General features: G+C 47.0%; 16 protein-coding genes. 1 reads left to right on the forward strand and 15 read right to left on the reverse strand.

What is annotated here, in order from left to right; translation table 11 throughout:
* Window positions 1–132 precede the first annotated feature (132 nt).
* A complete protein-coding gene (locus KNO87_RS11555) occupies window positions 133–615 on the forward strand; it encodes a site-2 protease family protein (RefSeq protein WP_214795667.1) in 483 nt (160 codons plus the stop codon).
* A gap of 15 nt (window positions 616–630) precedes the next feature.
* Here the strand turns inward: KNO87_RS11555 and coaE are convergent, their stop codons facing one another.
* From coaE to dnaE, 15 genes are all read right to left on the reverse strand, one after another.
* The gene (gene coaE, locus KNO87_RS11560) at window positions 631–1,236 is read right to left on the reverse strand and encodes a dephospho-CoA kinase (protein ID WP_214795665.1); all 606 of its coding nucleotides are present in this window, start codon (window positions 1,234–1,236) and stop codon (window positions 631–633) included.
* Between the two features lie 12 nt (window positions 1,237–1,248).
* Window positions 1,249–2,076: a DNA-formamidopyrimidine glycosylase gene (gene mutM, locus KNO87_RS11565; RefSeq protein ID WP_214795663.1), complete on the reverse strand. Its 828-nt coding sequence runs from the start codon at window positions 2,074–2,076 to the stop codon at window positions 1,249–1,251.
* Between the two features lie 21 nt (window positions 2,077–2,097).
* Complete coding sequence (polA, locus tag KNO87_RS11570) at window positions 2,098–4,692, reverse strand: DNA polymerase I (RefSeq protein WP_214795661.1); 2,595 nt, start codon at window positions 4,690–4,692, stop codon at window positions 2,098–2,100.
* A 230-nt stretch (window positions 4,693–4,922) separates the two neighbouring features.
* The gene (gene pnpS / locus KNO87_RS11575; RefSeq protein WP_214795659.1) at window positions 4,923–6,650 is read right to left on the reverse strand and encodes a two-component system histidine kinase PnpS; all 1,728 of its coding nucleotides are present in this window, start codon (window positions 6,648–6,650) and stop codon (window positions 4,923–4,925) included.
* Window positions 6,647–7,348 carry a response regulator transcription factor gene (locus tag KNO87_RS11580; protein ID WP_074033421.1) on the reverse strand — a complete coding sequence of 234 codons (702 nt, stop codon included), beginning with the start codon at window positions 7,346–7,348 and terminating at the stop codon, window positions 6,647–6,649. Before KNO87_RS11580 ends, pnpS begins: the two co-directional genes overlap by 4 nt.
* Before the next feature lie 182 nt (window positions 7,349–7,530).
* Window positions 7,531–8,463, reverse strand: coding sequence for a malate dehydrogenase (gene mdh, locus KNO87_RS11585; protein ID WP_214746459.1), 933 nt, complete (start codon window positions 8,461–8,463; stop codon window positions 7,531–7,533).
* 37 nt (window positions 8,464–8,500) lie between these two features.
* Window positions 8,501–9,769 (reverse strand): NADP-dependent isocitrate dehydrogenase, encoded by a 1,269-nt coding sequence (gene icd, locus KNO87_RS11590; RefSeq protein ID WP_214795746.1) that lies wholly within the window; start codon window positions 9,767–9,769, stop codon window positions 8,501–8,503.
* 99 nt (window positions 9,770–9,868) lie between these two features.
* Complete coding sequence (gene citZ, locus KNO87_RS11595) at window positions 9,869–10,981, reverse strand: citrate synthase (RefSeq protein WP_214787305.1); 1,113 nt, start codon at window positions 10,979–10,981, stop codon at window positions 9,869–9,871.
* 185 nt (window positions 10,982–11,166) lie between these two features.
* A complete protein-coding gene (locus KNO87_RS11600) occupies window positions 11,167–11,631 on the reverse strand; it encodes a DUF441 domain-containing protein (protein WP_214795657.1) in 465 nt (154 codons plus the stop codon).
* 67 nt (window positions 11,632–11,698) lie between these two features.
* Window positions 11,699–13,441: a pyruvate kinase gene (gene pyk / locus KNO87_RS11605; protein ID WP_214782199.1), complete on the reverse strand. Its 1,743-nt coding sequence runs from the start codon at window positions 13,439–13,441 to the stop codon at window positions 11,699–11,701.
* A gap of 90 nt (window positions 13,442–13,531) precedes the next feature.
* The gene (gene pfkA, locus KNO87_RS11610; RefSeq protein ID WP_214787299.1) at window positions 13,532–14,500 is read right to left on the reverse strand and encodes a 6-phosphofructokinase; all 969 of its coding nucleotides are present in this window, start codon (window positions 14,498–14,500) and stop codon (window positions 13,532–13,534) included.
* Window positions 14,501–14,660: 160 nt separating this feature from the next.
* Window positions 14,661–15,596 carry an acetyl-CoA carboxylase carboxyltransferase subunit alpha gene (locus KNO87_RS11615; RefSeq protein ID WP_371816645.1) on the reverse strand — a complete coding sequence of 312 codons (936 nt, stop codon included), beginning with the start codon at window positions 15,594–15,596 and terminating at the stop codon, window positions 14,661–14,663.
* Window positions 15,589–16,443: an acetyl-CoA carboxylase, carboxyltransferase subunit beta gene (gene accD, locus KNO87_RS11620; protein WP_214787295.1), complete on the reverse strand. Its 855-nt coding sequence runs from the start codon at window positions 16,441–16,443 to the stop codon at window positions 15,589–15,591. Before accD ends, KNO87_RS11615 begins: the two co-directional genes overlap by 8 nt.
* A 14-nt stretch (window positions 16,444–16,457) precedes the next feature.
* On the reverse strand, window positions 16,458–17,012 hold the full coding sequence (locus KNO87_RS11625) for a FadR/GntR family transcriptional regulator (RefSeq protein ID WP_214795653.1): 555 nt from the start codon (window positions 17,010–17,012) through the stop codon (window positions 16,458–16,460).
* Window positions 17,013–17,089: 77 nt separating this feature from the next.
* On the reverse strand, window positions 17,090–20,257 hold the full coding sequence (dnaE, locus tag KNO87_RS11630; protein WP_214795651.1) for a DNA polymerase III subunit alpha: 3,168 nt from the start codon (window positions 20,255–20,257) through the stop codon (window positions 17,090–17,092).
* Window positions 20,258–20,321 lie beyond the last annotated feature (64 nt).

The raw sequence follows: 20,321 nt of genomic DNA on the forward strand, positions 1-20,321 counted from the left end.
CGGTTTCATTATAACGGATTGCTGTAAGCGTTTTCACTATGAATCGTCACATTTTTTTCGTTTTTCTTTGTTTATTTTTTGAAAATGAGGGAAATTTCTTGTCGTGAAGCACATTAGAAAGGAGGCGTCATCATGTTTGATTGGGGAGATATCGATAAATTCTTCATTTCATTCTTTATCATCTTACCGATTGTGACGTTGATTCATGAGTTCGGTCACTTCTTTTTCGCAAAATTGTTCGGTGGCTCACTCGACATGCAAATCGGGACAGGCAAGAAAATGTTTAAAGTAGGACGTCTTCAAGTGAACCGCGTCTATTTTTATGATGCGTGGTGTCAGTTTACAGATTTAAAATGGAGCAATAAGGTCACACGCTCTCTTGTATATGGCGGTGGAGCCATCTTTAATTTAGCGAGTATCTTGATTGTGAATGCGTTTATTTTAAGACGAGAGATTGAACCGACCCTATATACGTATCAGTTCGCTTATTTCTCGTTTTATTATATTTTCTTTTCACTGTATCCTATCTATTATTCAAACGGTCATCCGAGTGATGGACGGGCGATTTATGACACATGGAAGAAGGGGTCACCCGACTCCGATCCATTGAATTAAAAAAGAAGGCGATTATTATTCGCCTTCTTTTTCTATGGCTTTAAATTGTTCGACTAAGCGGTCGATTTGCGAGGGTAAATCCCCGAGTGAACCGTTGTTATTGACGAGAAAATCGGCCTGATGCTTTTTCTCCTCAATCGGGATTTGAGAATGGATGCGTGCGAGCGCCTCTTCTTTCGTCAATCCATTCCGTTCCATGAGACGCATCAATTGAATCTCTTCGCGGCAATAGACGACGACAGAATAATCGACGAGATCGAGCATTGTCCCTTCAAATAAGAGCGGAATATCAAAAATGACGACAGACTCCCCGGCCGCTTCATGTGAACGCATCTGCTCCTTCATCTCTTCACGTATCGCTGGATGCATCAACTGGTTTAACTGTTGTCGCTTCGTCTCATCATGAAAGATTTCGCGCCCTAATGCGGGACGGTTTAAGACATCACCGTTAAAACATTTTGGAAATGCCGTTTTTACACCCTCTATCGCCTTTCCACCGGGTTCGACTACCTTCCTCGCAATCAAATCGGCATCGATAATCGGGATCCCTCTTTCCCGAAATAGTCGAGACACCGTGGACTTCCCGGTTGCAATCCCACCCGTCAATCCAATCTTCAACATAACGCCCACTCCTTAACGTTGTTGACAGCGTGGACAATAATGCGTGCCACGCCCGCCTAATTTCATCTTTTCGATTTCCTGTCCGCAGCGACGGCACGGCTCACCCGCTTGTCCGTATACATAAAGCGTCTCTTGAAACGTTCCCGTCGCCCCGTCTGGGTTTGTATAACTACGAATTGTACTTCCCCCACGTTCAATCGCCTCACTCAGTACAGCGACCGCTTCCACGCGTACACGTTCTACTTCCTCACGTGTCAAACTAGCCGCTGGTCGTGTTGGATGCACGCCGGCGCGAAACAGTGTTTCATCCACATAAATGTTCCCTAATCCGACGAAGATCGATTGATCGAGTAGTGCCGTCTTGATGGCACGCGTCTTCATCCGTTCTAAACGTCGATGCAACGCTTCCGCTGTCACACGTTCGTCAAACGGTTCGAACGCAAGTAGCGAAAGAGGAGGTGTCGTGTGAACCGTTTCATTCGTCCGTAATTCCATCGTACCAAATTTACGCACGTCGTTATAATGTAACGTCGATTGATCCGTGAAGTTGATGATGACATGTGTATGTTTGGCCGGTTCTGTAATTGTCTCATAAGGGAAGAATTTCCCTTCCATGCGGAGATGGGAGACAAGATACCCGTTTGTTAATTTGAATAAGATAAATTTCCCACGGCGTTCCACATCCGTGATGGTCTCTCCAATCAAGTGGTGTACCCATTCATCAGGCTCATGTCCCCGAATGATTTTAGGGTCAAGCACATCGACGGACTGAATCGTCTTTCCGGAAACGGCAGGTCGCAATCTACGACAAACCGTTTCGACTTCTGGTAATTCTGGCATACTGACTTCCTTTCTATCCTCTTATTTCGTATCGAACCATGTTGTTCCCACGGCTCCGTCCGCGCGTAACGGTACATCGAGTGTCACCGTATGTTCCATCGCATCTGTCACCAATTTTTCTAATGCTTCCATCTCTTCTGCCGGCCCTTCAAAAATCAGTTCATCATGAACTTGTAGCAACAGTTTGGATTGAAGGTGTGACGATTGAAGAGCGTGATCGACGTCAATCATCGCTTTTTTGATGATATCAGCTGCCGTTCCTTGAATCGGAGTATTGATGGCTGTACGCTCGGCAAATCCTCGCAAGTTAAAATTACGAGAATGGATATCCGGGATGTTCCGCCGGCGTTTTAACATCGTCTCGACGAAACCATATTCACGAGCCCGTTCAATCGCGGCATCCATGAACGTCTTCACTCCTGGGAACTGCTCAAAGTACGTATCGATGAAGGTTTGCGCTTCTTTTCGCGTGATTCCTAGATTTTGCGACAGGCCGTAATCACTGATTCCATAAATGATTCCAAAGTTGACCGCTTTCGCCTGGCGCCGCATGAGGGAAGTGACTTCTTCATTTGCGACTTTGAAGACGTTCGCCGCCGTCGAGGTATGGATATCCTCATCGTGTAAGAAAGCAGCCATCATTTTCTCATCTTGTGACATATGCGCCATAATCCGGAGTTCAATCTGCGAGTAATCGACCGCATACAGGACCCAGCCAGGTTCGCTTGCGGTGAACGCCTTACGGATACGACGTCCTTCCTCTAATCGAATCGGGATGTTTTGTAAGTTCGGATTGACTGACGAGAGTCGCCCGGTTTGCGTCAACGTCTGCGTGTATCGAGTGTGAATCTTGCCGTCTTCTTTCACAACTTTCTGTAACCCTTCTACATAGGTCGACTGCAATTTACCAAGTTCGCGATAGTGCATGATTTTCTCGATGATGGGATGAAGCGGTGCCAACTTTTCAAGGACATCCGCTGCGGTCGAGTATCCCGTCTTTGTCTTTTTCACAGGAGGTAGCGCTAATTTTTCAAATAGGACAACCCCTAGCTGTTTTGGCGAATTGATGTTGAACGGTTCCCCGGCCAATTCATGAATCGTCACCTCAAGTGCGGTTAGACGCTCTCGAAGATCTGTCTCCATATGCTGAAGTGTCTCAACATTTACATGAATACCTGCCCACTCCATCTCAGCCAACACCGAGACGAGCGGTTTTTCGAGCGCTTCATACAGTTCCGTCTGCTCGTTTTCTTTCAGTTCTGAAACGACCCGTTCGAATAACGTCAAAATCGCATGTGCTTTTTCAGCGAGATGCGTATGGAACACATCCTCTTCCGGCACTTTGATTTTTGCACCTTTTCCATAGACCGTTTCATCTTCTTCAAGAGGGTATGCGAAATGAGAAGCAATCGAGCTGAGTGACGTTCCACCAGATAAGTTCAATAAGTAGCCGGCAACGAGTAAATCTTCATAACCGCGAAGGGATAGCTGTTGGCGTTTCAACTGAATGATTGTCTGTTTGGCATCGAGACAAATGGTCGTCCTGGATTCATCTTCAATCCATTCTTTGACTCGTTCATCTTGTAGCAGCGTCACATCGCCAATCGTCACTCCACGATCTGATGCGATCGCAACCCCGACGATAGTCTCTTCAAAATAATCGTCGTGCAACTGCTCAAGAAACAGAACGGCCCGCGACAAATCTTGATCAGAAAGGTCGATGGTCGGTCGTACTTCTTTTTCAACCGTTTCTTCTGTAGAGCTGTCCGACAGTTTGCCAATCAAGGATTTGAATTGAAGTTCCATGAACAGGGGCTTCACGGCGGAAGCGTCATACGGCTTGAACACGAGGTCGTCGACGGTTACATCAAGCGGGACGTCCGTATAAATGGTCGCCAATTGTTTTGACATTTTTGCTTCCCGCTCATTCGCCTCTACCTTTTCTTTTTGTTTCCCTTTTAGCTCATCTGTATGTTCATATAGGGCTTCGACGGTACCATACGTAGAAATCAGCTTGAGTGCCGTCTTTTCACCCACCCCCGGTATTCCAGGGATGTTATCCGATTTATCCCCCATCAGTCCTTTTAAATCGATCATCTGAATCGGTTGTAGTCCTTCATAACGTTCTTGGAATGCCGTCTCGTTCATTTTTTCGACATCGGTGATGCCTCGCTTCGTCAAGTAGACGGTCACGCGATCGTTGATGAGTTGCAATAAATCTTTATCTCCCGTAACAATCGTTACTTGATCAAACGATGCATCTTTTGAGAGCGTACCGATGATATCATCTGCCTCATATTGATCGAGCTCTAAGACAGAGATGCCAAAGGCCCGACAGACGTCGCGCACGAGGGGGAATTGTTCTCGTAATTCTCCAGGCGTTTTTTGACGCCCACCTTTGTACTCGGCAAACGTATCATGACGGAACGTCTTCTTTGATGCATCGAACGCAACAGCGAAATGCGTCGGTTGCTCGTCTTCCATCAACTTCAACAACATCATCGTAAAACCATACACCGCGTTCGTATTCCGACCTGACGCGTCCGACATCGGAGGCAGTGCAAAAAACGCACGATATGTTAAGGAATTCCCATCTAGGACTAGTAGTTTATTCATTCAATCGACCTCCATTCTTCTCTTCATCCATCATACCATACGGGTACATGCGTTCGAAAAAAAAGACCCTTTTCTACGAATAGAAAAGGGCCAAATTCTCGACCGCGTGGAGATGAGCACCGATCGAGTCACGAGATGATGAAGAGGTCTCATCCATAGAATAGCAAGGTTTTGTAAAGCAAATATGAATGAAATAGCAAGGTTTTGTAAAGTGAATGCAACCTGGAAAATTAATCCCTCGGGAACGTGATTGTGAACGTCGTCCCTTTCCCTTCGACACTATCGACATCGATTGATGCATGATGCAAATCAATGATGTGTTTCACGATGGCAAGACCAAGACCTGTCCCCCCTGAATTTCGACTTCTCGCTTTGTCGACACGATAGAATCGTTCAAAGATGCGACTCACTTCTTTTTCAGCGATCCCGATTCCATTGTCTTTCACTCGTAACTTGTATGCGTCCCCCTCCGCTTCGACAGAAATCTCAACGCGACTTCCTTCAGGAGAATAATTAATAGCGTTTGCGACAAGGTTCATGATGACTTGTTTCATACGGTTCAAGTCAGCTTGCAAGACAGCAGTCCCATGATGCTTGGCTTCTAGCTGAATTGACTTCTTGCTCGCTTTCTGACTGAGCAGGAGACATACTTCATCGACGAGCTGGTTCAAATCGACAGAGACCAGTTCCATCTGGAAATCATCACGTTCTAATCTCGACAGCTCAAGCAAATCTTCAACAAGCATCTGCATCCGCGTCGCCTCTTTTTGAATGATGTCTAAAAACTGGTCTCGGAGTTCAGGCACTTCTTTTGCACCGTCGAGAAGTGTCTCACTAAATCCACGAATGGACGTGAGTGGGGTCTTCAGTTCATGACTGACGTTCGCGACAAAGTCTTTCCGCATCTTCTCGAGTCGCTTCAACTCTGTGATATCGTTGAATAAAAGCGTGGTACCACGAAGCATTCCGGTATCACTGAAAATCGGCGCAGCAGATACCATATACGTCTTCTGATTAAAGCCGGTTCGAATCGACAGTTGACGGCGATGGACTTCTTCCGTCAAATAAACATCCTCAATCAGGGACTCGACGTCAGGACTCGGTAGAATCCCATGATAAAATTGTCCAATTGACAAGTCATCATATTGGAACATCTCCCGATACGATCGGTTGACTAACGTGACGATGCCTCGCTCGTCCACGAGAAGAAGACCAGCCCCCATATATTCAATCAGCGATTCGAGTCTCGCCCGCTGAACCGATTCTCCAAGTGAGATTGACTCCAGGTTTCTGGCGAGGACATTGATCGATCCCGCCAGACTGCCGGTCTCTTCATCGTTTCTCAGTTCATAAACACGAGCCCGGTAATTCCCATCCGCCAGCTCCCGTAAGACGATCGTCGCCTCATCGATTGGTCGGATGAATTGGTTCGTCAAATGTTGAAGGACGAACAAAATGATGAAAAATGAAAAGAATAGCGCCAGTGCAATCGTCAGCCAGATTCGATCATACACCCCTTCAAGGTCGGACACGTAACGAATGAACGTCAAGTAGACCGTTTCGCCTGTTGCTAGTTCGATTGGTTTTGTAAACTGAATCAGTTCGTCCTCATCCGCTTCACCGAACGTCCCTTCATCGGGTACTAGACTCGGTTCAATTTTATAATCGATTGATCCGACACGAAATGGAGTCCCGGCGATGACTTCCATCCTGCTGTTGAGTAGTAAAATGTCAAAGCTACTCCCATCATCGATTTGACCGACATACTCGCGAATCTCGTCTAGCTCTCCTCCTTCAAGATACAAGGCGGCCAGCTGAGCATCCTCTTTTAAGCGGTCTCGCTCAGAATCTAAATAAAAATCTTTGAACAGCTGACCGAGTACGATGCCAAGTGTCAGGAGGACGCCCGTGACGAGTAGGATGAGCGTCGTCATGAATCTAGAGCGATACGTCTTCATTCCGAAGTCGGCTCCTCCATTTTATAGCCGAGTCCACGAATCGTCTTGATGTACGTCGGTTTCTTCGTGACAGGCTCGATTTTTTCACGAAGGTGACTGATATGGACATCGACGATTCGCGTATCACCGACAAAATCATAATTCCAAATAGCCGATAGCAATTGATCTCGAGTGAGCACACGCCCTTTATTTTTTGCCAAGTAGGCTAACAACTCGAACTCTTTCGGTGTCAATTCGAGGCGTTCGCCTTGCTTGAACACTTCGTAGTTAGAGGCGACAATTTTAACGTCACCGATTTGAATGACATCTTCTTCGACCGCAGTCTCTTGTGGGGCAGAGCGTCTTAAAATCGCTTTGACACGTGCCACGACTTCGCGTGGACTGAACGGCTTCGTCAAATAATCGTCTGCACCGAGCTCAAGACCGAGTACCTTATCAAACTCATCGTCTTTTGCTGTCAGCATCAAAATTGGCGTATTGACTTTTTGTTGACGCAGCCGTTTACACACTTCAAGTCCATCCATTTCCGGAAGCATCAAGTCGAGCACGATTAAGACGGCATCTTTCTTTTCAGCCAATTCCAGTCCGGTTTTTCCATCATGCGCAGTCTCCACCTCGAAACCAGCTTGTTCTAAATTAAATTTTAATAACGTCGCAATCGATACTTCATCATCGACAACAATTACTTTATCAGCCACACTACTTCCTCCTCTTGATCCATCAAATGTCACTCTCTATTTTACAAATCAAAGCTTGAAACGACCAACCTCAAAGCAAATCTTTACAAAAACAAAACAAATCCACTTTTAGTGTAGCACGCCCCACAAGATGGAAACCGCAAAAAAAGTGCTTCCCACAAGATTGCAGGAAGCACTTTTACTTATAAGACGCCCAATACGGAGCGAACAGAGTCTGCAGATCGTGAAAGCGCCGCTTTCTCTTCATCCGTCAAATCGAGCTCGAGTACTTGCTCGATGCCATGTTTTCCAAGAATGGTCGGAACACCTAGATACAAATCGTTAAATCCATACTCGCCTTCTAAATAAGCAATAGCAGGTAAGATTCGACGTTGATCCTTTAAAATCGCCTCAACCATTTCTACGATTGCGGCAGCTGGCGCATAATACGCTGATCCATCACCTAACAGTTGGACGATTTCACCGCCACCTTTTCGTGTCCGCTCGACGATTTGCTCGATTCGCTCATGTGGTATGAGTTTTTCAAGCGGGATGCCACCGGCGTATGAATAACGCACGAGAGGCACCATATCGTCGCCATGTCCACCAAGAACGAATCCAGATACATCTTTGACGGAAACGTTTAATTCTTGTGCGACAAACGTTCGGAAACGAGCCGTATCCAGTACACCAGATTGTCCGATGACGCGTTCTTTCGGGAAACCCGATTCTTTGAACGCCGCATAGGTCATCGCATCTACCGGGTTCGTCAAGACAATCAAAATCGCTTCCGGCGAATAGCGAGCGATTTCTTTGACGACGGAACGCATCACGTTCGCGTTCGTTGCAACGAGATCATCTCGACTCATTCCAGGCTTACGCGCGATTCCCGCAGTGATGACGACGATATCCGAATCAGCCGTATCTGCGTAATCTGATGTTCCGGTAATCCAAGCGTCAAACCCTTGAATTGGTGCTGTTTCTTGCATGTCGAGCGCTTTCCCTTTCGTCGGTCCAACTTTTTCTTCCATATCGAGTAGGACGACATCCCCTAGCTCACGTTGAGCCAGATACAGTGCAGTAGTTGCACCGGTGAAGCCACTTCCAATTACAGAAATTTTGTTTCGACGAATCATGAGCTCTCCCCCTCAATTGGCGACTTATTCGTATGACTTACATATTTTTGATCAATTCATCCGCAAATTCAGAGCACTTCACTTCTGTTGCGCCGTCCATGAGACGTGCGAAGTCATAAGTGACAACTTTCGAAGCGATTGACTTCTCCATCGAGTTGATAATGAGGTCAGCCGCTTCGTTCCAGTTCATGTGACGAAGCATCATCTCACCTGAAAGGATGACTGAAGATGGGTTTACTTTATCAAGGCCCGCATATTTCGGAGCTGTACCGTGTGTCGCTTCGAAGATTGCATGTCCTGTGATGTAGTTGATGTTCGCACCAGGTGCAATCCCGATTCCACCTACTTGTGCAGCAAGTGCGTCTGAGATGTAGTCACCGTTCAAGTTCATTGTCGCAACGACATCGAACTCACGTGGACGAGTCAAGATTTGCTGGAGGAAGATATCAGCGATTGAATCTTTGACGATGATTTTGCCTTCAGCTTCAGCTTTCGACTGAGCTTCGTTCGCAGCTGCTTCACCAGACTCATCTTTGATGCGATCGTATTGTGCCCATGTGAACACTTTGTCGCCGTATTCCGCTTCAGCAAGTGCATAACCCCAGTTTTTGAATGCACCTTCTGTATATTTCATGATATTCCCTTTGTGTACGAGCGTGACCGATTTACGGTTGTTATCAATTGCGTACTCAATTGCAGCACGGACAAGACGCTCTGTTCCTTCAGAAGAAACTGGCTTGATACCGATTCCTGAAGTCTCTGGGAAACGAATCTTGTTCACGTTCATCTCATCTCGCAAGAATTTGATGAGTTTTTTCACTTCGTCGCTTCCTGAAGCGTACTCAATTCCTGCATAGATATCTTCTGTATTCTCACGGAAGATGACCATGTCTGTGTCTTCAGGACGTTTTACTGGTGATGGAACACCTGTGAAGTAACGAACTGGGCGAAGGCATGTGTATAAGTCGAGCTCTTGACGAAGTGCAACGTTCAATGAACGGATTCCACCACCGACCGGTGTCGTAAGCGGTCCTTTGATGGCAATCAAGTACTCACGAATTTGATCGAGTGTTTCTGCCGGGAGCCACTCACCTTTTTCGTTATAAGCTTTCTCACCAGCGTATACTTCCATCCATTCGATTTTCTTTTCGCCGCCGTATGCTTTTTCAACCGCAGCGTCAAATACACGAACAGCCGCATTCCAAATATCAGGTCCTGTGCCGTCACCGATAATAAATGGTACCGTCGGAACGTTTGGTACGTTCAATACACCGTTTTCAACTGTAATTTTTTGTCCTTGTGTCAACATAATGAATCCCCCTAAGTACATTACTGTAGGTCGACGCGTACGCCGACCTACGTCACTTGTTAGTTTACCAAACTTTTGTCTAAAATGTGTCTCGAATTAACGTTCGCTTACAGGAACATATTTACGGCTTGTTTCACCGACATATTCCGCGCGTGGACGAATCAAGCGGTTGTCCGCATATTGCTCGAGAATGTGCGCAATCCAGCCAGACATCCGTGATACGGCGAAAATTGGTGTGAAGAGGTCTTCTTCAAGACCGAGCGCATAGTATGTTGATGCCGAGTAAAAGTCGACATTTGGTTTCAATCCTTTTTCCGTCTCGACGAGATGATCGATTTTCTCTGACATCTCATACCATTTCGGCTCGCCGATTTGAGCAGTCAACTGACGACTCATTTCTTTCAAGTGTTTCGCACGTGGGTCGCCGTCCTTATAGACGCGGTGACCAAAGCCCATGATTTTCTCTTTGCGTTCGAATTTGCCACGTACATATTCTTCGACGCGGTCGACCGTGTCGATTTCATGGAGCATTTTCATAACTGCTTCGTTCGCACCACCGTGAAGTGGCCCTTTGAGTGCTCCCATCGCTGCCGTCACACCAGAATACATATCAGAGAGCGTCGCCACACAGACACGCGCTGTGAACGTCGAAGCGTTCAACTCATGGTCTGCATGGAGGATGAGCGCCTTATCGATTGTCTTTTCTGCGACTTCGCTTGGTTCCTCACCATTCAACATGTATAAGAAGTTTGCTGCATAAGAGAGACCTGGCTTCGGCGCAACAGGTTGCTCTCCTTTACGAAGACGCGCGAATGCCGTCACGATTGTAGCAACTTGAGCTTGAAGACGGATTGCTTTACGCATGTTTGCCTCGTCACTCATATCTTCAGATTCTTCATCATAGAGAGCGAGCTGCGAGAGCGCCGTGCGAATCGTCGCCATTGCATTGGCTGATTTTGGTGCACGTGCTAACGTATCAATCACTTCTTCTGGCAACGTCGCTTCTTTAACGAGTGCCTCCGAAAGCGATTTCAATTCTTCTGCATTTGGTAAGCGGTCATTCCACAATAAAAATACAACTTCTTCAAATGTGGCATGGTCCGCTAAATCATCAATGGTGTATCCTCCATAAGTCAATTGTCCGTCAATAATTGAGCTGACTTTTGAGGCTGCTGCCACAATACCTTCTAACCCTTTTGTCGTTGACATTCATAACTCCCCCTCAGTCTTGTTTGAAAGTGGTCGACCGTAAAAACAGTCTATGTGTAGGGAATAAGGATACGGGACGGGCTTTTCCCCTGCATTCACCCAGTCTCCGTTTACCCTGTCCTTTATATAGTATAAACAATTTATTGCAAAAAAGAAATGTAAGCGGCTTCAGTTGTCAGAAAATATCAAAACCATTTTTCGATGACTTGATATCCACCTAAAATCAAGGCCGCGATTCCAGCTCCTACAAGTGGTCCGACAGGTATCCCTTTCATGAATCCGACCGCTAGAATCGTGCCTGCGAGAAGCGCCGTCGTGACGACGGGGTCCACGCGCATCAATTGAACACCTTGTCCAGCCGCGATTGCTACAAACATTCCTGATGCAAATGCGACAATCCCGACAGGTCCTTTAATACTATTCCACAATTCTTTAAAACCGATATCTCCGGTTGCAATCGGTACGAGAACGGCGATTGTAATAATCGTCACACCCCAGCTGATTCCTTTTGCTGCGAGTGTCGGAAATAATTGATCACCGAAACCAATCGCTTTAATGATTAGCAAAACACTACTTGCAATAATGACAGATTGATTATTTGAAATGACACCGATTAACACGAGCATCAATAAAAAAAGATATGCACTCATACGTGTTCCTTTCTTCGAACGGAAAAAGAACCGACCTTTGAAGAAGGCCGGTTCGATTGTCGTTCAATTATGCGTTGTAGATTTTACCTGTGAGTGGGTCGATTGAAATCATCTGACCGTCACGAAGTGAAGTTGTAGCTGTATCCACACCTACGATGACTGGCTTACGAAGTGATGGTCCAACGATTCCAGCATGGCTTGTCAATCCACCGTCTTCAGTGATGATTCCAGCCGCTTTTTCGATAGCAGGCATCATTTCTTTATCTGTGAATGGTGCGACGAGAATCATGCCGTCTTTCGCTTTTGCGTTTGCTTCTTCCGCATTTTTTGCGACAACGACTTCTCCGACCACACCGCGCTCGCCGATTCCACGTCCGTCCGCGAGAGCGTGACCGACGATATGAACTTTCATCATGTTCGTCGTACCAGCTGTCGCTGCAGGAATACCAGCCGAGATGACAACGAGGTCACCGTCAGTGACGAATCCAGCATGACGAGCTGCTTCAGATGCTTGAACCAACATTTCATCCGTGTTGTTCGGCATCGTCTCAGCAACGATTGGGTATACACCCCAAACGAGGTTCAATTGACGTGCAACGCGCTCAGATTCAGTGACCGCGATGATGTTCGCTTCCGGACGGTATTTTGCCGTACGAGCCGCTGTGTATCCTGATTGTGTTGGTGTCAAGATTGCTTTGGCATTCAAGTTGATTGCTGTGTGGGCAACCGCTTGTGAGATTGCATCCGTTACCGTATGCTCACTACGCTTCTGACGATCTTTTAACAAGTTCTTGTAGTCGAGCATGCGCTCTGTACGCTCTGCGATAGCAGCTTGCATTTGAACTGACTCGATTGGGTAGTCCCCTGCTGCTGTCTCACCAGAAAGCATGACTGCATCTGTTCCGTCCAAGATAGCGTTCGCTACGTCAGATGCTTCCGCACGTGTCGGACGTGGGTTACGTTGCATCGAATCGAGCATTTGTGTTGCAGTGATGACTGGCTTACCGAGGTCATTACACTTCTTGATGAGTTCTTTTTGAACAGGTGTGACTTCTTCCGTCGGGATCTCGATACCGAGGTCACCACGGGCAACCATCAAGCCGTCAGAAATCGCCAAGATTTCTTCGATGTTATCCACACCTTCTTGGTTCTCGATTTTCGGATAGATCTTGATGTGTGACGCGTTATGCTTTTCAAGCAATTGACGAATTTCTACAACGTCAGACGCACGACGTACGAATGATGCTGCGATGACGTCGATGTCTTGCGAGATACCGAACTCGATGTCTGCGATATCTTTGTCTGTGAGGGCAGGAAGGTTTACCTTGACGTTTGGCAAGTTAACACCTTTCTTCGTCTTGATGATTCCTTCGTTTTCAATCACACAACGGAGGTCGCGGTTCGGAAGTTTCTCCACGACACGGAGTCCGATGAGACCGTCGTCGAGCATGATGTGTGAACCGACTTCTACATCTTCGTAAAGACCTTCATACGTCACAGAGAAACGATCTTTCGTTCCAACGATTTCTTCGCTTGAAACGATTGTAACTTCTTTCCCTTTTTCAAGAAGAGCTTTTCCATCTTCAAACGTATGTGTACGGATTTCTGGACCTTTCGTGTCAAGAAGTACTGTGACTACTTTTCCAGCTGCTTTCGCCGCTTCACGGATGTCACGGATACGTGCGCCATGCTCTTCATAGTCACCGTGTGAGAAGTTGAGACGGGCAACGTTCATTCCAGCTTCAATCATTTCAGGAAGACGCTTCTCAGAAGCCGGTCCAATCGTACATACAATTTTCGTTCTACGCATAATATAAAAACCTCCTAGGGGATATAGTGCAACTTACATGCAGAAAACGGGGGGCCGTAGACCTGATCCCGTCTCTGCAACTTACTTCGTTTAAATCGACAATTGGTTGACGAGGTCAATCAATTGCATATCGATCGTGTGCTTGTTGTTGTCGAGCGCCTCATCGATATCAAGATCCATCATCTGGTTATTACGGATCCCGACAACGCGGCCCGCTTTCCCTTCGAGAAGAATCTCAACAGCATAAGCACCCATACGACTTGCAAGTACACGGTCTGCAGCAGTTGGGGAACCACCACGTTGAATGTGTCCGAGAATTGTAACACGTGTCTCCGAGTTCGTCTTCTCAGCAATCAATTTACCGATTTCTTCGGCACTTCCAGCACCTTCAGCAACGATGACGATCGAGTGCTTCTTACCGCGCGCAATCCCGTGATTGATTCGTTCCACGATCGCGTTCAATTCTTCTGGGCGTTCTGGGACAAGAATCGACTCCGCGCCACCAGCGAGACCAGAATAAAGTGCGATATCACCAGCATCGCGACCCATTACTTCAATCACATATGTGCGTTCATGAGATGAAGCTGTGTCGCGAATTTTGTCGATTGCGTCAAGCGCCGTGTTGAGCGCTGTGTCGAAACCGATTGTCGCGTCCGTTCCCGGAATATCGTTATCAATCGTACCAGGAAGGCCGATTGTTGGGAATCCGAGTTCCGTCAATTTTTGAGCTCCGCGATAAGAGCCGTCTCCACCGATGACCACAAGGGCATCGATATTGAACTTCTTCAACTGTTCTACTGCTTTCGCGCGTCCTTCTTCTGTTCTGAATTCAGGACAGCGTGCAGAGCGAAGGAACGTACCTCCACGTTGAATGATGTCGCCGACTGATCCAAGGTTTAATTCGACTAAATCACCTTCGATTAATCCTTGGTAGCCGTTATACACACCGTACACTTCAAGACCTTCGAAAATCGCTTTTCGGGTCACGGCACGGACAGCAGCGTTCATTCCAGGAGCGTCTCCTCCGCTCGTTAATACCGCAATACGTTTTAAATTCACGTCACTCACCTCTTATGTGTTTTAACGAAATCTGAAAATAAAATACCATGTCTGACCTTTGTTTTACAACACAAGTATGTGAAAAAAATGCATAGGGTATCTCAAAAAGCAGTCACTTGATGAATGAATAATGCTATATTCAAAGCCATTGTTACCGTTTTCACTCACTAATTGTGCCAATTTGATGATATTTGGTCGCACGTCCTTGAATGAGCTGAGAAGTCGTCAGATCGAGCAACTCGTTCATATGCTGTAGTAATACAGGTTTCAAGAGTGATGACTGTAATGAGACATCAACGTGAGCACCGCCATATACTTCCCCTACAACTTCATCCACAATCCCTAAGTTGAATAAATCTTGTGCCGTAATTTTCATCGTTTCTGCTGCGCGTTCTGCTTGTTTGGCGTCCTTCCACAAAAGTGCCGCTGCACCTTCTGGAGAGATGACCGAGTACGTACTATTCTCAAGCATCAATAACCGGTCGCAAACACCAATTCCTAGCGCGCCACCAGAACCGCCTTCTCCGATGACGACAGATACAATCGGTACTTTTAATGTCGCCATCTCAAACAAGTTTCGAGCAATCGCTTCACTTTGACCTCTCTCCTCAGCGGCTTTCCCTGGATAAGCCCCTTTCGTGTCAATGAATGTCAAAATCGGACGGTTAAACTTCTCAGCCTGCTTCATGAAACGCAATGCTTTTCGGTATCCCTCCGGGTGTGGCATCCCAAAATTTCGCTTCATGTTCTCTTTCGTATTTCGACCACGCTGATGTCCGATGATGGTCACCGGAACACCTTCAAATGTCGCAAGTCCCGATACAATCGCCGCATCATCATATCCGTGTCGATCGCCATGGAGTTCCATGAAATCTGGGAACATATGATGAATGTAATCAAGTGTTGTCGGGCGTTTCGGGTTTCGCGCCAATTGTACGCGGTCCCACGGTTTCATATTCCCATAAATATCTTTTTCTAATCGGTCGAGCTTCAACTCAAGGTGACGGATCTCACGTGATAGATCAATCCCTTTTGTTTCGGCTGTTTCACGCAATTTATTTAATTGTTCGGTCACTTCTTTGATTGGGTCAAACATGATGAACACCCCCATCGTGTAATCCGATCATTTTCTTCAAGAACGAACGCATCTGTTCACGATGGATGACCGCATCCAATTGGCCAGACTCGAGCAAGAACTCTGCTGTCTGGAAGTTTTCCGGAAGTTTTTCTCGAATCGTCTGTTCAATGATTCGTCTTCCGGCAAATCCAATAAGCGCACCCGGTTCTGCGACGTTTAAGTCACCGAGCATCGCAAAGCTTGCTGAAACTCCACCCGTCGTCGGATGCGTCAAGTAGGCGATATAGAGAAGCCCAGCTTCATCGTGTTCTTTTAATGCGATCGACGTGTTCGCCATCTGCATTAAGCTGACCATCCCTTCTTGCATCCGTGCGCCACCTGATGCGGTGAATAAGACGACCGGTAGACGAAGTGACGTCGCTCGGCGGACAGCAGAAGCAATCGCTTCTCCTACGTAAGCGCCCATCGATCCCATTCGGAATCGAGCATCCATCACACAAACGACGAGTGGCAAACCATCAATCGTCGCCTTTCCACAAACGACCGCCTCTTCAATTCCTGTTCGCTCGCGGTCTTTACTCAACTTTTCTTCATAGTCAGGGAAGTCGAGCGGATTCGCTTTGACGGAAGGTCCGGCAAAACGTTCAAATGACCCTTCATCGACAAGCATGTCAATACGCTCCTGAGCATGAAGTGGAAAATGGTAGCCACAGTCACACACTTTATGGTTTTCGTTCAACTGTTTTGTATAATGCATATATTTACAAGATGGACATTTCGTCATTAATCCCTGTGGTGCGTCAATTTTTGGCTCTCTTTGACGCAATGGCATATATCGTTTTGGTTTCTTGAAAAAAGCAGTCATCGCTTCCCCCTCGTTCATTCCGGCATCCCCATTCCACGCCACGTCTCGACAAAACGCTTCCGTTCATCAAGCATATATAAATCCCCAACATCCAACCCTTCAAAAAATCGGTTCACTTCGCTCCAAATCCGAATGAACAAGTCATTCTCCAATTGAAAAATGAGTCGCTGTCGAAACGTTCGATCATCTTCAACCACTGCCTCTAATTGAGTCAGTCGCTCATCTGTCGGTTTGATTTCTGAAAATGCCATACGCTCTAACAATTTGAGCATCTCGACGATATCGGTCGCTTTCGTCTGTTTCGTCACAATAAACTCCGACAGGATTTCGATGTAGCGATGTCGGTCTTGTTCACATAAGAAGGTGCCGCCACCGCGCCTTGTCTCGACAATCCCTAAGAAGCTTAACGCGCGTAACGCCTCCCGGACAGAAGCACGACTAATCGATAGTGTTTCAGCAAGTTCACGTTCGGATGGAAGGCGATCTCCTGGAACCAATGAAGATTGGACAATTAATTTTCGTATCTTTGAAATATTTTCGTGAAATGAGGATGCGTGTTTTTCATGCATCTGACCGTTCAACTCCCTTTTTTGGATCACTTATCATACTTAAGTGGTCAGACCAATTAGTGCGATTATATCACTTTTTAGGACTTGGTACTAGTTTCTGGACCAACCATTTTCATATCGATTCGTTTTAAGATGACATTTTCTTCCCCAAATCGTTTCTTCGCTACTGCCACATATTCCTCGCTCGGATTGATTGAAAAAGCAGATGCCAATTGTTTCACTTCTTTCGAGTCTGTGAATCGACAGATGACCGGAACGTCTCCTTGAGCGCGCTGAATCCATTCTTCGAGTTCAGGGAAACGATCTAACGTGAGCCTCACAAACAAGGCCTGTCCATGCAACGGACGTACCCGTTCAACAATCAATTGTTTCCGTCCATCTCGTTCGTTCGAATGAACCTCAAGCAATAGAATGTTACCGACGTAAAGGGATCGTCCAAATTGAGCGAACGTTCGCGGAAAGACGACGACTTCTTCTTGCGTCACGCCATCGTCCACCATCATGACACCCATCCGTTCTTGTTTCTTCGTCATAAACGTACGCACGTCATCCACATAAACGACTAAATATCCGTCAGTCCCGTTCATGACGTCCTCAATCGTGGAAGGCTCAATCCCTACGTCAGGAATCGTCGTCAACGGAGAATGGACGACCCATGTCCCGAGCGCTTCCCGTTCTTCTTCGGACCAGTTCGGTTCTTTCGCTTTTTTCTGTTTGAGCCCGAGTGACGACAGTTCATCAGGCAAGAAGTGTGTGCCAGCCTCTTCCCGTAAACGTTCGACTGCTTCAAAAGCACTCGTTCGGTCGCCATGATACATCCGGTCGAGTGCCCCGGCACCAAGTAAACGTCTCAACTTCAGTTGATCTTTATTCTTCCATTCCATCGCTTCTTGAAGAGTTCTGACGTCTTTCAGTTGTCCATTTAGCTCAACAAGTCTTTCGACGTCTCGTTTCGTCAGTCCTTGGATTGCTTTTAGACCGAGTCGTACACCCGGTCCTTCTAATGTCGCTTCGGTATGACCGTGCAACACATCTGGCGGATACACGGGAATTTTATCTTTCCGCAACAGTCTTACGAGTTGACTCGTCTTTTCTGACGTCACCACATGAAAGACACGCGGATAATGCGCTTTGACATACGCCAGTCGATAACTAATTAAACTATAAGCGACCGCATGGGAACGGTTGAATCCATACCCTGCGAACTTTTCAATCCAAGAGAATATTTGGGATAGGACATCGCGATCATTCCCTTCGGATTGACGCAAAAATCGTTCTCGTTCCCGTTCAATCGTACTGGTATCTTTTTTTGCAATCGCCCGTCTGATCAAATCCGCCTCGGCATATGAATATCCACCGAGTTTCCGTAGAAGGCGCATGACCTGCTCCTGATAGACGAGTACTCCATACGTCGACTTCATGATCTCCTCAACGTCCGGATGAATTGGTTGATAAGGCATCCCATGTTTTCGCTTCGCATACGTTTCGATAAACTGCATCGGCCCTGGTCGATAGAGCGACATCGTCACGACGATGTCTTCAAACTCCGTCGGCTTGACTTGACGCAGCGCCTGTTTCATACCTGACGACTCAAACTGAAAGATTCCGTCCGTATCCCCTCTCGCTAATAGTCGATATGTTCGAGCGTCATGTAATGGAATGGTCTTCAGTGAGAACATCGCATCGGTTTCACGGACCAACTCCTCCATTTGACGAAGGCGACTCAAGTTCCGTAGACCAAGCAAATCGATTTTGAGTAGCCCGATTTCTTCCAAATCCTTCATATTATATTGTGTCACATGCTCATCAAGTTCTGGCTGGAGCGGGGTCACTTCTTCAATCGGTTGACGACTGAGTACGATCCCTGCAGCGTGAACGGACGATTGACGCGGCAATCCTTCTAACTGTTTCGCAATCCGAATCAACTGTTGACGCTTTTGGCTACCGGCGAACCATTTCATCTGCTTCGGATTTGCCATCAATTCGTCTAAGCCACCAGCCTTCACTTGTTTGCTTGCGGCTTGCCCTTCTTCTAACGTCATCCCGAGCGCTCTAGCGACGTCACGAATCGCTGCCTTTGCCCCGAAAGTTGCGAGTGTCCCGATTTGTGCCGCATGAGCTTCCCCGTATTTTGATAAGACGTACGAAACGACTTCTTCCCGGCGCTCATCTTCGAAGTCCAAATCAATATCCGGCATCGAGACACGTTCGGGATTCAGAAACCGTTCGAACAGTAGTCCATAACGAACCGGGTCAACTTCTGTAATGTGAAGCGCAAAACTGACGAGGGAACCTGCCGCTGAACCCCGACCCGGACCAACTTCAATCCCAGACTCACGGGCGAATCGGATGATGTCTTCGACAATCAAGAAATACGATGAAAATCCAGTCTTGGCGATGACATCTAGCTCGAACTTCGCTCGGTCGATATACGGTTCTTTCATGAGTTCCATCATCTTCAACCGCTCGCCGACGAGCCGCTTTAATTTTTGATCTGCATCTGGTAACTCTGGAATCGCACCTTCCGCTTGCGGAAGATGGTCGAGCTGAATGATTGTCTCGAATCGTTCAAGTTCGGCTAGTTCTTCGGCTGTGAACCAGTCGTTCATCTCGCTCGGAAGGCGGACATGCAACCCTTTTTGACGAACATCCTCTTCTGACATCACATCCCCTTCTCGAATGGCGGAGATCGCACGGAATCCTTCTACATCTTCTGGGCGCATATACCTCGTTTCAGGTACCGGAATCAACTGGACATCGAGTTCCTCCTTCATCAGACGGAGTTGCTTCAACAATTGTACTTGTTCTGTCGTCTGAGGTGCCGGGAGGCCAAGCCATAGCCTGTCCTCATCTACAAATGACAGTAGTTGATGATACAGACGACGTCGGTGGACCGGATCGCTCGCTTTCCAGTTTTCAGGTAGGACAATGAGAGGCATCGTCGTGCGTCCGTCAATCCCCCCTGTCTTGATGATTCGATATTGCTCTTTTAGTTCAGTCTCGTTCGATGCATAAGCAAGCACCGATACGTCGAGACCATCTAGTCGAAGGACGGTTCGCAGCCCAACGAGCGGTTTTACCCCATATCGCTTGCAGTATGTCAGAAACGACGGGACACCATAAAACGCATCGTCCGCAATCGCGACCGCGCGGCTCCCCCGCTCCGTCATCTGCATTACATATTGTTCTAGTCGAATCGTGCTTTGTAGTAAACTATAAGCAGTCCTGACATTAAGGTGAATCATCTTAGACCTCCTCTCTATATTACTGGAATTGTCAAACTCAATTCCCCACTTCTCTGATACAATA

The organism is Exiguobacterium sp. s34, assembly GCF_018617435.1.
Lineage (GTDB): Bacteria > Bacillota > Bacilli > Exiguobacteriales > Exiguobacteriaceae > Exiguobacterium > Exiguobacterium aestuarii.

Coding starts and splice junctions, on each gene's coding strand:
- KNO87_RS11555 (WP_214795667.1), top strand. CDS start 133: ATGTTTGATTGGGGAGATATCGATAAATTCTTCATTTCATTCTTTATC.
- coaE (WP_214795665.1), bottom strand. CDS start 1,236: ATGTTGAAGATTGGATTGACGGGTGGGATTGCAACCGGGAAGTCCACG.
- mutM (WP_214795663.1), bottom strand. CDS start 2,076: ATGCCAGAATTACCAGAAGTCGAAACGGTTTGTCGTAGATTGCGACCT.
- polA (WP_214795661.1), bottom strand. CDS start 4,692: ATGAATAAACTACTAGTCCTAGATGGGAATTCCTTAACATATCGTGCG.
- pnpS (WP_214795659.1), bottom strand. CDS start 6,650: ATGAAGACGTATCGCTCTAGATTCATGACGACGCTCATCCTACTCGTC.
- mdh (WP_214746459.1), bottom strand. CDS start 8,463: ATGATTCGTCGAAACAAAATTTCTGTAATTGGAAGTGGCTTCACCGGT.
- citZ (WP_214787305.1), bottom strand. CDS start 10,981: ATGTCAACGACAAAAGGGTTAGAAGGTATTGTGGCAGCAGCCTCAAAA.
- KNO87_RS11600 (WP_214795657.1), bottom strand. CDS start 11,631: ATGAGTGCATATCTTTTTTTATTGATGCTCGTGTTAATCGGTGTCATT.
- pyk (WP_214782199.1), bottom strand. CDS start 13,441: ATGCGTAGAACGAAAATTGTATGTACGATTGGACCGGCTTCTGAGAAG.
- KNO87_RS11615 (WP_371816645.1), bottom strand. CDS start 15,596: ATGTTTGACCCAATCAAAGAAGTGACCGAACAATTAAATAAATTGCGT.
- accD (WP_214787295.1), bottom strand. CDS start 16,443: ATGACTGCTTTTTTCAAGAAACCAAAACGATATATGCCATTGCGTCAA.
- KNO87_RS11625 (WP_214795653.1), bottom strand. CDS start 17,012: ATGCATGAAAAACACGCATCCTCATTTCACGAAAATATTTCAAAGATA.
- dnaE (WP_214795651.1), bottom strand. CDS start 20,257: ATGATTCACCTTAATGTCAGGACTGCTTATAGTTTACTACAAAGCACG.